This window comes from Pedobacter sp. GW821-FHT01D05 (assembly GCF_059422505.1).
In genome coordinates this window covers 1434746-1448070 of record NZ_JBWKXA010000001.1, presented here as the reverse complement: position 1 = coordinate 1448070, position 13325 = coordinate 1434746, and the positions used below count along the sequence as shown (strand labels likewise).

Sequence of the window (13325 nt, the reverse complement as noted above, 5' to 3'; positions counted from 1 at the left end):
ACCAAAATATCATAATACATCATAATGAAAAGAAGAACATTTATACAAAACACAGGCCTGTTAGGGGCAGGAGTTGTCGCATCGAAATTTTCTTTTGCCGCCAATCTTGCACCTGAATTCCCTGTTGTACGTGTTGCCGCCGCAAAAAGACACTTTCAAAGTAAAGCGGTAGATGCTGCAATTAAAACTTTCCAGGCAAACGTTAAAAACCCCGAATTGGCCTGGCTGTTCGAAAACTGTTTCCCCAATACTTTAGATACTACGGTTTATCATTCAGAAAAAGAGGGTAGACCAGATACTTATGTAATTACCGGTGATATTGATGCGATGTGGTTGCGCGATAGCTCAGCACAGGTTTGGCCATATCTTCAGTTCGTAAACGAAGATGAACCACTTAAAAAATTAATAGCGGGCGTAATTATCCATCAAACAAAATGTGTTTTAAAAGATCCTTATGCAAATGCTTTTTATGGCGATGCCACTAAGGTAGGGGAATGGAAAACCGATAAAACTGCCATGCAGCCTGGTGTACACGAGCGTAAATGGGAAATAGATTCTTTATGTTATCCAATCCGCCTGGCTTACCATTACTGGAAAAAAACAGGCGATAAAACACCTTTTGATGCTGATTGGAAAAAAGGAATTGAAGCTACTTTAAAAACATTTAAAGAACAACAGCGAAAAACGGATAAAGGACCATATCATTTTCAGCGCGAAACTACCCAACCTACCGATTCTTTACCGATGGCGGGTTATGGTTTTCCGGTAAATCCGGTTGGATTAATCTGTTCTGCATTCCGCCCGAGTGATGATGCTACCATTTTCCCATTCCTGGTTCCTTCTAACTTTTTTGCGGTGTCGAGTTTAAAGCAGGCAGCAGAAATGATTAAAGCTTTACAGCACGACCAGGCTTTGGAAAGCAGTTTGTTAAACCTGGCTAATGAAGTGAGTGCAGCGCTACAAAAACACGCTATCGTTAATCATCCAAAATATGGCAAAATTTATGCCTTTGAGGTAGATGGTTTTGGAAGCTCGTATCTGATGGACGATTCTAATGTGCCAAGCTTGTTGGGCTTACCTTATTTAGGTGCAATGAAAATTGAAGATCCGATTTATCAGAACACAAGAAAATTCGCGCTTTCTAAGGATAATCCCTATTTCTTTAAAGGTACAGCTGCCGAGGGAATCGGTGGGCCGCACGCTGGTCAGGACATGATCTGGCCAATGAGTATTACCATGCGTGCTTTAACATCAAAAGATGATGCCGAGATTAAAGCCTGTATCGAAATGTTGCGCAAAACACATGCTGGTAAAGGTTTTATGCACGAGTCATTCAATAAAGATAACCCTGCAAACTTTACAAGGGCCTGGTTTGCCTGGTCTAACACCTTATTTGGTGAATTACTTTGGAGAACTTACCACGAAAAACCGGCTTTATTAAAAGCTTAATATAACCGACCGTATTGATTGGGTTTTCCTGATTGATTTTGACCTCAGTTCAATTCCCCAATCAATACGGTTTTGTTTTATCTTTCATCTCCCGATAAGGCGCACCGCGATTTTGCTGCGCGCTACCTGTTTACGTTATGTTGCACAATTTGATGGTAACTACAGGGGATTTATACGCAATTCAGGAATAAATTGATCAATGTGTGTAAAAGCTATGTTAGAACTTTAAATACTATCCTTTGCCTATATAAATATTTGTAAATTGCTTCAAATTATTCCCTTTAGCATTGCAAAATTTTAGTAAGACCATCGTAGAAGATATTGAATCCATAAATGAGATTCCTGCTGTTGCGCATATCTTAGAAATTGTTTGCAGAACCACAGGTATGGGGTTTTCGGCAGTGGCCAGGGTAACATCAGATACATGGACTGCCTGTGCTATTCACGATGAAATAAATTTCGGATTAGCTGTGGGTGGTGAACTTAAACTGGAAACAACCATCTGTAACGAGATTAGGCAGCATAAACAGGCTGTTATCATTGATCATGTGGCTGAAGATCCCGATTTTGTACAGCACCATACACCGTTAATGTATGGTTTTCAGAGTTATATTTCAGTGCCCATTACGTTAAAAAATGGTGAGTTTTTCGGTACGCTTTGCGCCATTGATCCTAAACCTGCCAAGCTGAAAAATCCGACAGTAACAGGTATGTTTACCATGTTTGCCGATTTAATAGCCTTTCATTTAGATGCACTGGAAGAACTCGCTAAAAAGGAGCAGGAGTTAAAAAAAGAACAGGAAATAGCTGTTTTAAGAGATCAGTTTATTGCTATTCTGGGTCACGATTTACGAAATCCACTAAATGCAATTTCTAATAGTGCACAGCTTCTATCGCGTTTGAATTTAGATGAACGCAGTGGCCGTATTACTAAAATCATTAAAGACTCGTCATTTAGAATGAATGGTTTAATTGAAAATATGCTCGATTTTGCCAGCGGTAGTTTAGGCGGGGGAATTAAACTCAACAGAACAGCAGACGAAAATTTGGAGAAGTTGCTGCTCCAGGTGGTAGAAGAATTGCAGGCCATTTGGCCATTAAGAGATATTAAGGTGAGTTTTAATTTTGATTACCCTGTTCATGCAGACGGGAAGCGACTGGCACAGCTTTTTTCTAATTTATTGGCAAATGCTTTAAATTATTCTCCATCAGATTCTACCGTTGAAATCGCTGGTTTCAGTACCGAAAAAGAGTTTAATCTTTGTGTAGCCAATGAAGGTAAGCAAATTCCGGCTGCCGCAATGGATCGGTTGTTTCAGCCTTTTTCCAGAGGTGAGGTAGAACCCAATCAAAAAGGCCTGGGGCTGGGTTTATATATAGCATCAGAAATTGCCAATGCCCATAGCGGCACACTTAAGGTTTCTTCTACACCCGTAAAAACATATTTCACCCTACATTTACCTTTATAAATGAAAATAATCAGTAATGACCTGCCAACGTCTACACTTTTAGAATTAAAAGTAGGAGATGAGATTACAGACGGGAATACCCAATCTGGTACCATAAAAAATATCGAGATCAGTGAAACGGATGAATTTTTAATGTTTATTTTTCAGTTGGAAGGTAGCCACATTATTTTTAAAAAACTCAAACAGGTTTGCTAATGCTTATAACAATCGGTCATTTTGATCGATTGTTATAAGATGAAACATAACAGAAAAACATATTGGTATTTAAAACCGCTAAAAATCCTGAGGCTCAGCTACTATTAACATATGCTAAGAGAATGATCGTCATCTCGACTGAAACGCAGTGAAATGGAGAGATCTACCTAAACAGATTTAGCTTCGCAGCGCCTTTAGGTTCTCCACTGCGGTAGAAATGACGATACGGTCATATTGATTTTATAAAATAAATTATCCCTCTGGATTACAGATATATAGATAAGTTAATCTTATAAAATGGGCCTCGGATCGAATATAACCTGAAACGACTCAATCTTCTCGTCTTCCAGCTTGTACCATCCGCTTGAAAAGATTGTTTTTTCACCCATGTTTATATCATACCACAAACAAACATCCTGATTATCTACAAATACCTTTATAACATCATATTTGAATTTCATTTTCTTCATGTCGTCGATATAAACATCGGCTCCGTTTCTCTCGCCCATAACACCTTTAAAAGTCATATCATCATGCAGTTGTGCTCTGGCCATTTCAAAATTTTCGGTGTTTAAGGCATTAATAAAATCAAGTACAACAACTTTAGCGTTATGTTCGGTTAGTAGTTTATCGGAGGTGCTCATAACAAAATCTATTTACGATTAAACGAACGTTAGCGGTGAAATGTTTGAAAAAGGAATGACTTGATGAGGAATAAATGAAAGATTTAAATAAAAAGGATCGTCATTGCTTAGTCGGCTGAAAAAGCCTTCTCGCAATGACGACCATACTAGCTTTCAAAACTATATACTTTCCCAACCTGCGTTTTAAAACGGTATTTAAAGTCATTTCCTGATTTTTCTTCATCGATACCTTTAAGCTTAGGTTTTAACGCATTAGGAGATCTCACCGTACAATCTTCGCCCGATAACGATTTGATCGACAGTCTTATAACTTTACCATCTTTCCATTGCAGATCGGTAATTTCGAAGTTGCCCCGGGCTCTTAAACCCTGGATACTACCTGTTGACCATTGATCGGGCAGGGCAGGTAAAAACTGCAATTCACCAGCCTGGCTCTGCAAAAGCATTTCTGAAACGCCGGCTGTATAACCAAAATTCCCATCAATCTGGAAGGGTGGGTGTGCACAGAAAAGATTGGTGTAAATCCCGCCACCTTTATTGTAATCGGTACCCGAACCACCTACTGGCGTAATGAAGTTCTGTAATATCTTGTAGGCATGATTGCCATCCTGTAGTCTGGCCCAAAAGTTAATCTTCCAAGCCATAGACCATCCTGTTGATTCATCGCCACGGGCAGTTAAAGTTACCCTTGCGGCTTTGGCAAGTTCTGGTGTTTTAATGGTACTGATTTCTCTCCCTGGATGCAGGCCAAACAGATGAGAAATGTGTCTATGTTGATCTTTAGGGTCATCCCGGTCGGTTTCCCATTCCTGTAATTGGCCCCATTTGCCAATTTTAGGTTTTAATAAGTGTGCTTTAAGATCAGCAATGTGTTTTTTGTAATCACCATCAATGCCTAAAATTTCGGCTGCTTCTATATAATTGGTGAAGAGATCGTACACAATTTGCTGATCGTGCGTTACGCCATCTTCAGTTGGCCCATGCTCCGGCGACCAGCCTAATGGCGATACCAAAGTACCATCGGACCTTCTTTTCAGGTGATCATCCCAAAACTCTGATATTTCTTTGATAATCGGGTAAGCAAAATTCTTTAGATAATCTTTGTCTTTTGTAAAAGCATAGTGCTCCCATAGTGCTTGTGCATACCAGGCACTTCCAGGCGTGTTCCACAAAAAACTCATTCCGCCAAAAATATTATTTTCTGTTTTTACGGTCCAGCCGCGGGTATTCGGATATTGTTTACGGGTGGCTATGGCGCTCACTTCGCGCATGCTGTTAATGTAATCCAGGTATGGGATCTGACATTCAGAAAGATTAGTCGGCTCAGCCAGCCAATAATTCATCTGGATATTGATGTTGGAGTGATAATCGCTTCCCCAGGGCGGAGTATTACTTTCATTCCAGAGGCCTTGCAGGTTGGCCGGTAAACCTCCTGGTCGTGATGAACTGATCAACAGGTATCTTCCGTATTGAAAAATTAAGGTTTCTAATGCATGGTCAGAAGTTTTTTTATAATTGATAAGTCTTTGATAAGTTGGTAAACTGTTGTTTTTAATATCATTCTGACCTAAATTAATTGCCAAACGGTTAAATAATTGCTGGTAATCCTGAACGTGTGCTTTTAAAAGACTTGAATATGATTTTGTACTTGCTTGTTTCAGTATGCGGTCTATCTTGGAAGCAGGTCCTTCTCCCTTCCAGTTTTCACTGCGTTTATTACTGTAATTAGTAGCAGCGGTAAAAAGGATGGTCATGGCATCGGCATTATCTATTTTTAATTTTTCACCATCATCGTCTTTAACCGCGTGGCTGCTCCCATTTTCGATTTTAACGAAAGCAGTAGCCTGATAAGGCATTCCGTTAGGTAATTTACCTGCAAACTGGATGGTATTTCCGTTTACCGTGATATTGCCCTGATGTGCGTTTTTAAGTCTAACCACACCCGAATATGATTTTTTCTGATCAGCAGTTAACCTTAAAACCATTACTTTATCCGGAAAACTGCAAAAATATTCTCGTTTATAGCTGGTCCCATTTTGAGTGTAATTGATGGAATGGACAGCATCCGTTAGATTTAGTTTCCGTGTATAATTGCTGAAATTTTGTTCTTTATTATCGAAATCAATAAATATATCGCCAAAAGCCTGGTACATGCCCCGGTCATTTTCATCTCCGGTCCAGAGTGTATTATCGTTAAACTGAATATGTTCCTGATTAACACCACCGAAAATCATACCACCAATGCGACCATTACCTATAGGGTAGGCTTCTGTCATCCAGTTTTTTGCAGGTTTATCGTCCCAAAGCAATAAAGATGGTTTTTCTTTCTTTTGAGCGAAAACAGGTGTGTAAAAACCAAAGGCTAAAAATGAGATTAGCGTGCAGAGAATAGCTTGCTTGCAGTTAAAAAACATGTTGGTTATTTGATTAGTGTGTATTCAAATATATAGATTATCAAACTATTGTATGGCCTGCTCGTTAATGAATACATATCGATTATTGGCATACTATTCAGTCATTTAAGCATCTGATATTTGCATTGGCGAAATTTTAGTTGGTAACTATTATGATATTTTAGATTTGATTTTAATAGATTTTATATATTTGATATGACACACTAAAACGTTTTATCTAAAATGAAATCGCTAACCAAATTGCTAACTTTAATCTTGTTTTTAAGCCTTACGCGCATATATACTGCGCAAAGTCAATCCAAAACATCTTTTACCAGATATGTAAATACTTTTATTGGCACAGCGCCATTAACCGATCCTAAAATTTTAGGTTACGAGTTGCCACAGGGCTGGCGATCGTGGGCGGGTTTAACTTTTCCAGGCAGCGCATTGCCGAATGCGATGGTGCAGTTAAGTCCGATTACCGAATTTGGATCTGGTGCTGGTTACGAATATGAAGATGATACTATTTATGGCTTTGCACACACCAATAAAGGGCACTGGAACCTGTGCAACATTCCTATTTTACCGTTATCTGATGCTAAGGGTAAATTTGGATCGAAATTTTCGCACAAAAATGAAAGTTCGGCACCAGGTTTTTACCAGGTTTATCTCAATGATTATAAGATAAATGTAAAGCTTACTTCAACCTTGAGGTGTGGATTTCATCAATATGACTATAAAAACCCCGCTAACAGACAGATTCTTTTCGACATGGGAAAGGCCAATAGCAGGGTTTCTACCTGGAATATCTTACAAGTTGGTACTTCGGCTATACAAGGCTTTCAGGGTGGTGAAAATGTATATTTCTACGCAACTGTAAATGGCAAGATCGAAAAACTTGATCAGACTGATGTAGGTAAACGCTCAGGTTATGCAATTGTGCACTTGGCTGATGGTGGTACAGCGCCTGTAGAACTTAAAATAGGCTTATCGTTTGTAAGTACGGCCAATGCCAAAGATAACCTGGAAAAAGAGATTGGCAACAAGACTTTTCAGGAGATCCGCAATGAAGCGACAGCAAAATGGGAAACGCTTTTATCTGCCATCCAGGTGAAGGGCGGTACCGAAAAACAGAAGCAAATGTTATATTCTTGTTTGTACCGTTCTTTTTTATGGCCGGCTTTGCGGAGTGATGTAAACGGGGAATTTAAAGATGCTAAGCACAACGTTGTTAAGGGGAATTTCGACTATTATACCGAACCTTCCCTTTGGGATACCTATCGCAATAAGGACGTACTGCTGGGCTTAATTACACCTAAGGTTACCCTGGATGTAATTAAATCGATGAAAGAGGTTGGCGACAAAACAGGTTTTATCCCGACGTTTTTTCATGGCGACCATGGCGCATCTTCTATTGCAGGCGCTTATTTGAGGGGAATAGATGATTTCGATATCAAGGGTACTTATCAAATTTTATTACGTAATGCCAATGTTGATGGTGGTGCCCGTCCATTTGTGAAAGAATATATCGAGAAGGGCTATATCTCAGATCCAGATGTTAAAAACCCACACGTCGAAACCAAAGCTAAAGCAGGCGTTTCTAAAACACTGGAATACGCATACGATGATTATTCGCTGGCCCAGATCGCTAAAAAACTGGGCGATAGCAGCAATTACCGTATTTTAATGGCCAGATCGAAAAACTATAAAAATATGTTCGATCCAAGTACACGCTTTATGAGGGGCAGATTAGAGAATGGCGATTGGATCAAACCGTTTAATCCACAATATCCTTATTACGAATATATGTACAGAGAAGCCAATGCCTGGCAGGTTTCGTTTTACGCCCCACACGATATGAAAGGTTTAATCGAACTGTACGGCGGCGCAAAAGGCTTCGAATCTAAGTTAGATTCTTTATTTACTTTGCCCTGGAACCCGAAATATATTGCAAGGAATGTAGAAACCATGATTGGTCAATACTGCCAGGGAAACCAGCCCGATCATGAAGCGCCTTTTGCTTATACATTTATCGGGAAACCAGAGAAATCACAGAAAATTATCGATAAAATCTTAAATGAGCTCTATGGTATTGGGACCGATGGCTTGGCGCTTTCGGGAATGGATGATGCTGGTGAAATGTCGGCCTGGTATGTGTTCAGCGCTTTAGGTTTATATCCATTCTCCGCAACGGATGCCGAATATTTGGTTACAGCTCCAGTTTTTGATGAGGTTAAATGGAAAACCAGTACAGGGAAATTGTTAACGATAAGCAAACCTGGAAAGGGAAGGGGCATTACCGATATTAAAGTTAACGGGAAAGCAAATAAGGGATATTTCATCTCCCACGACCTGTTTAAAAATGGTGGTAAGGTAGAAATTGCTACTAAATAACTTCAAGGCTTAATTCCGCGGTTGTAAAAAAAAACAATATCTCGTTTACCCCGTTTATTTTGTTAATTCCATTCCGGATAGCCATAATTTTAGTATATTAGGATAACCAAAAGGGATGGTACCCCAAATCAATCCATCTGATTAAAAATCCCCAAAAAAACATTCTAAAGTCCACCTTTATGCCACCTTTACCCCACGTTTAGGCCACCTTCCGGCCAGGCCTGCTGGGTACTTACATGCATACTGCTTCGCACTTGCTTTGGTTGAGTTGTAGCTCTGGTGTAGATCAGGTAGGTCAAAGATTTGCGCCGCTTTAGATCAGCGTGTCAACAATCGCTAAATGAAAGGTAAAGAGAAAGTTATCCTAAGGTATTGTTGGTCTAGCGCTGTGTCGGAGCAGCCTGAGTGAAGGGGGCAATAAAACGCTTTGGGATTACTCAAATTATCGAGGTATTTGATGATCCTCCTGGCATTATCTCGAACACTTGTATCCGATTTAAGCGTATTATTAATTTGGCTGATGAAACTTTGCTTTTTATCAATTGCCTGCTATATCGATTGCTACTTTATTTTTTCACGGTGGTTTAATCCCCAATCAACCAATGTTTCGGTGACCGGGAAAACACTTAGCCCATATTCTGTCATTGCATAATTCACGGTAATGGGCCTGGTTTCCATAACCGTTCGGGTAACGAGGAGGTTTATTTCAAGTTCCCTCAACTCTTTGGAAAGCATTTTTGCAGATATACTCTCAACCTCACGCTGGATCTTCTTAAATGTGTTTTTTTCATTTATATGATTGTTAAGATATCGCATAATCCGTAGCTTCCACTTGCCGCCAAGTATTTCCAGGCTATCCCGGATAGCCGCCAGCTCCTGTTCGCAGGTCGCTTCCCGTTTGATTGGTGTTTCCATATTTGATAGTTAACAGAAGGTAACTGGTAACCATTAGTTAACCGATAACAAACTTAAAGTTTTGTGTCCTAATTTTGAAATCATAAAAATGAAAACAATGAAAAAGAAAGTTGACTATTACGTATTGGATGTTTTTACAGATCAAAAATTTAAGGGAAATCAGTTGTCTGTAGTTTATATTGAGGAACAATTGGAATTGGAACAATATTATGACATTGCCAGGGAGTTTGGATATTCAGAAACTTCTTTTGTAAATTATTCGGCAGCTGAAAAAGTGTTTAGTGTAAGGTCATTTACGCCAGCGAATTTTGAGATTACCGGAGCCGGACATAATCTTTTGGGTGCAGTATGCTTGGCTATCTTAAAAAAATGGGATATTTTCCGCGAACAAAATGGACAGGCCTGGGTGTTAATGGCGGGTGAAAAGATACCCCTTAAGATCAGTGAGAAGGATGGAATTCCTTACGTTGGCATGAAACAGAGACCTGCTGAAATCATGGTAACGGTACCAGCCAGTGTAATTGCCGAAGCCATTGGACTAGGCGTTGAAGATCTTATCCTTAACGATTGGAGTATCAACATTGTAAAAACAGAAGTGGGACACCTGATGGTTCCCATAAAGAATTCGGAGTTCTTAAACAAAGCGGTATTGAGTAAAAGTCTTTTGAAAGAAGCTTCCTCCAAATTCGGATTTGAAGGTTGCTATCTTTTTACTACTGAACATGGCAAAAGTGAATTTCTTGCAGAAACACGTTTTTTTAACCCCAGTATTGGTATTGATGAGGATCCCGCTACTGGAACTGCAGCAGGACCTTTAACCGGTTACCTTGAAAGTCTTGGCTATGCGGAAAAAAAACAAAGTTATCGCATCTTACAAGGTGCTCATGTTAGGAGGCCCTCTGTTATTGAGGCAGAAGTAGTGGACGATGGAATTTGGATAAGCGGATCTTCTATAATCGTAATGGAAGGTATAATGTATTTAGATTGATTCGGACCCGGTGCAAAAATCAACGTTTAAATAGTATTTTGTGCGATTTTCGATTTTGACTCATCTAATCGCTTAACAATTTTTTCGATACATTTTAGCTGCAATTGCTATAATTGAGTACACAATTAATCTCGGATTAAATCAATGTGATTTTATTAATTGACGCGTTTTTTTTAAAATTTTGAAACCATGGTTAGTTATGTATATTTGAGAAGGAGCCACAATTTTATAAAATAACAAATTAAAATGGAGGGAATAGAAAATCAAATTTCTAAAGATAAAAATATACTCATTGTTTTGTCTGAAAAGAAAGAGCTACACTTAGATATTAGCTATCTAATTGAGAATTTCTGCGGAAAGGTAGTGGATTCACTCCCGGAAGCACAATCCGCAATAGGTAAAAGACTCTATATCTGTGGAGACCTGAGCGACATCAAGTTGGATAAAATACACACATATATTATAAAAGAATTTTCAAGTAATTACAATAATTTGATCAATGATGACAGTATACATATTATTGGACTTGGAGAAGTTCCTGTTATAGTTAATAATGCCGGGGTTTATTTTAGAAGCTTATTTCATGGTGATTATTTTTATAACATCAAAACTGAGCATGAATTTCAGGAATTAACGGAATCTACAAAGGAGGCAAAATCATTTAGAAAAGGAATATATCTGACGGAGATTTTGAAAGAAGAAACAAGTGAGAACGATGAAATACTCCATTTTAGACTATTGAGATGCTCAAGTAATTTAACTGGACCGACAGACAACTTTCGCAATACAGACCGTAAAATAATTGATCTTTTAAATGATTCTGCAAAATATGTTTTTGAGAAAGAAACAAAATTGAATCACGTATTAGCGCAGATCTACGAGAACAAAAGGAAAGAAAATCAGAAAGAAATAAAATCGAAAATTAAAGCGCATTCTGACAAAACGAAAGATATGCCTAAAGATGGACTTATTGCTTTTTGCACTTTCTATGACATGTCTGGTACAGACAAGATAAAACCTTCCATTGCTGATAGATATGATTGGTGTTATAAGGAAACGAGTGCTTTAACAAGACTTCACTTCAAGTTAAAAAAATCAGTTGAAGATCACACTTTGACCAATGAATTTAGTGTAACTCTATATCCAAATTCAGTCTTTATTATTCCTCTTTCAACGAACAGATTATATACTCATGAAATAAAACCATCTATGTTAAGCATTGATCAAATCCCTACAAGAATGGGATACGTGGTGCGTTGTTCTAACCTGGAAGCCATATATATAAATGATCAAACGTACATTAAAGAGGATAATAATATCATCAAACTTGAGGATATGACTTCCGAAATGCTTGAAGATTTACGAAATTCTTATTACCAAGAAAATACAACTAAAAGTATAATTGATTATGGTAAAATTCATTTTAGTATGAATTCTGGCGATTATGAAAAGCCCATATACTAACATGCTTTATTGAATAATTATGAATATTTCCAGGTTTCAAAAATTCGCACTTTCATTCGATGCAAATTTATATGAGGAATTAATTAATTCTGTTGACTTTGAGAACGTTGCCAAAGGGAGAATGGGGAATCATCTGGTAAAGATCGGAGAAAAGGGTGTTCCAATCGTTAGAACTACAACAGCATATCATATAGCTGCACAAAATTTCACTAGTATTCACGATTTTATAATTGAAAACATAAATCTTGTAATTAAAAATAGTGAATTGAATGATTTTTCATCTGTTGATTTCAATAATGCTTTAATTGAAGTCTATGACTTTAATTATTCCAAAATGAATTATCATTCTGACCAAAATCTTGATTTGGATGCTAATTCTTATATTGGACTTTTTTCCTGTTATAAAAATCCGGAGGAGTTGTCCGACAATCAGTTGAGAAAATTAATGGTAAAAGAAAAAGGTAGTGATAAAGAGCTTGAAATTCCATTGACACATAATTCAGTGATTTTATTTTCCGTGGAGACGAACAGCAAGTTTCTTCATAAAATTGTATTAGATCGGATCTCCCATCAAAAACCATTACAATCAGATAATAAATGGTTGGGTATAACATTTAGAAAATCAAAAACATTTATTGAATTTGAGGATAACTTAGCTTATTTTTCCAATGGACAATTATTAGAGTTAGCTAATGAAGAACAAAAAACAGAATTCTTTAAGCTTCGTGGACAGGAAAATCGCCTTCTAGATTTCGTTTATCCTAAACTGTCGTATACATTAAGTATAGCAGACAGGTTAATCCCCATTAATAATAATTTGAAAATTTGATGATTCTATCTTTTGATTCCTATTACTACGAGAATAAAGCGAAAACAGTATGCCTGGCTTTTGAAAACTGGACAACCGTGAATGATTTCTCGGTTTATTATGAAATCCTTGAAGACATTGAGGAATATATTCCTGGTGAATTTTACAGGCGGGAATTACCTTGCATTCTAAGTTTATTAAAAAAAATCCAGTTCGAAAAAATAGATGTAATTGTAGTAGACGGATTCGTTTTTTTAGACGACAATAATAGATTGGGCTTAGGAGGTCATTTATACAAACAATTAGAAGAAAAGGTACCAATAATAGGGGTTGCTAAAACTAATTTTGCCTCAATTGTAAATAACAAAAGAGAATTAAAGAGAGGCGAAAGTAAAAATCCTCTTTTCATTACCTCAATAGGTCTTGATCCTGATAAAGCAGTTGAATACATCGGTAGTATGGCTGGAGATTATAGAATTCCGAAATTATTACAACATCTTGATTCACTTACTAAACAAAAAAACTGTGACTAACATCGGCTACTTATCAGCTTTTAACCGATTAGTATAGATCTCTTTAATGCAAAATGCCTCAATTTGCATT

General features: G+C 37.7%; 11 protein-coding genes. 8 read left to right on the top strand and 3 right to left on the bottom strand.

Annotated features, from left to right (window positions below):
- Window positions 1–24: 24 nt before the first annotated feature.
- The 3 genes from AC07VK_RS05830 to AC07VK_RS05820 all read left to right on the top strand — a co-directional run bounded on the left by AC07VK_RS05830 (window position 25) and on the right by AC07VK_RS05820 (window position 3113).
- On the top strand, window positions 25–1449 hold the full coding sequence (locus AC07VK_RS05830; RefSeq protein ID WP_492958995.1) for a glycoside hydrolase family 125 protein: 1425 nt from the start codon (window positions 25–27) through the stop codon (window positions 1447–1449).
- Between the two features lie 287 nt (window positions 1450–1736).
- A complete protein-coding gene (locus tag AC07VK_RS05825) occupies window positions 1737–2918 on the top strand; it encodes a GAF domain-containing sensor histidine kinase (RefSeq protein WP_492958993.1) in 1182 nt (393 codons plus the stop codon).
- Window positions 2919–3113: a hypothetical protein gene (locus AC07VK_RS05820; RefSeq protein ID WP_492958991.1), complete on the top strand. Its 195-nt coding sequence runs from the start codon at window positions 2919–2921 to the stop codon at window positions 3111–3113.
- A gap of 290 nt (window positions 3114–3403) precedes the next feature.
- Here AC07VK_RS05820 and AC07VK_RS05815 read toward each other — a convergent pair whose 3' ends face one another.
- Together AC07VK_RS05815 and AC07VK_RS05810 are read right to left on the bottom strand one after the other, a co-directional pair.
- Window positions 3404–3757, bottom strand: a complete 354-nt coding sequence (locus AC07VK_RS05815) for a nuclear transport factor 2 family protein (RefSeq protein WP_492952311.1) — start codon at window positions 3755–3757, stop codon at window positions 3404–3406.
- Between the two features lie 146 nt (window positions 3758–3903).
- Window positions 3904–6171 (bottom strand): glycoside hydrolase family 95 protein, encoded by a 2268-nt coding sequence (locus AC07VK_RS05810; RefSeq protein WP_492958989.1) that lies wholly within the window; start codon window positions 6169–6171, stop codon window positions 3904–3906.
- A 222-nt stretch (window positions 6172–6393) separates the two neighbouring features.
- On the opposite strand from AC07VK_RS05810, the gene AC07VK_RS05805 reads away from it, so the two are divergent.
- Window positions 6394–8547 carry a GH92 family glycosyl hydrolase gene (locus AC07VK_RS05805; RefSeq protein WP_492958987.1) on the top strand — a complete coding sequence of 718 codons (2154 nt, stop codon included), beginning with the start codon at window positions 6394–6396 and terminating at the stop codon, window positions 8545–8547.
- A gap of 561 nt (window positions 8548–9108) precedes the next feature.
- Here the strand turns inward: AC07VK_RS05805 and AC07VK_RS05800 are convergent.
- Window positions 9109–9462: a winged helix-turn-helix transcriptional regulator gene (locus AC07VK_RS05800; RefSeq protein ID WP_492958985.1), complete on the bottom strand. Its 354-nt coding sequence runs from the start codon at window positions 9460–9462 to the stop codon at window positions 9109–9111.
- Window positions 9463–9559: 97 nt separating this feature from the next.
- Here AC07VK_RS05800 and AC07VK_RS05795 point away from each other — a divergent pair, with 97 nt between their 5' ends.
- The 4 genes from AC07VK_RS05795 to AC07VK_RS05780 all read left to right on the top strand — a co-directional run bounded on the left by AC07VK_RS05795 (window position 9560) and on the right by AC07VK_RS05780 (window position 13255).
- Window positions 9560–10450, top strand: a complete 891-nt coding sequence (locus tag AC07VK_RS05795; RefSeq protein WP_492958983.1) for a PhzF family phenazine biosynthesis protein — start codon at window positions 9560–9562, stop codon at window positions 10448–10450.
- A gap of 246 nt (window positions 10451–10696) precedes the next feature.
- On the top strand, window positions 10697–11914 hold the full coding sequence (locus AC07VK_RS05790) for a hypothetical protein (RefSeq protein ID WP_492958981.1): 1218 nt from the start codon (window positions 10697–10699) through the stop codon (window positions 11912–11914).
- 19 nt (window positions 11915–11933) lie between these two features.
- Window positions 11934–12743, top strand: a complete 810-nt coding sequence (locus AC07VK_RS05785) for an alpha-ketoglutarate-dependent dioxygenase AlkB (protein ID WP_492958980.1) — start codon at window positions 11934–11936, stop codon at window positions 12741–12743.
- Window positions 12743–13255, top strand: coding sequence for an endonuclease V (locus AC07VK_RS05780; protein ID WP_492959843.1), 513 nt, complete (start codon window positions 12743–12745; stop codon window positions 13253–13255). The genes AC07VK_RS05785 and AC07VK_RS05780 overlap by 1 nt, the downstream gene beginning before the upstream one ends.
- Window positions 13256–13325 lie beyond the last annotated feature (70 nt).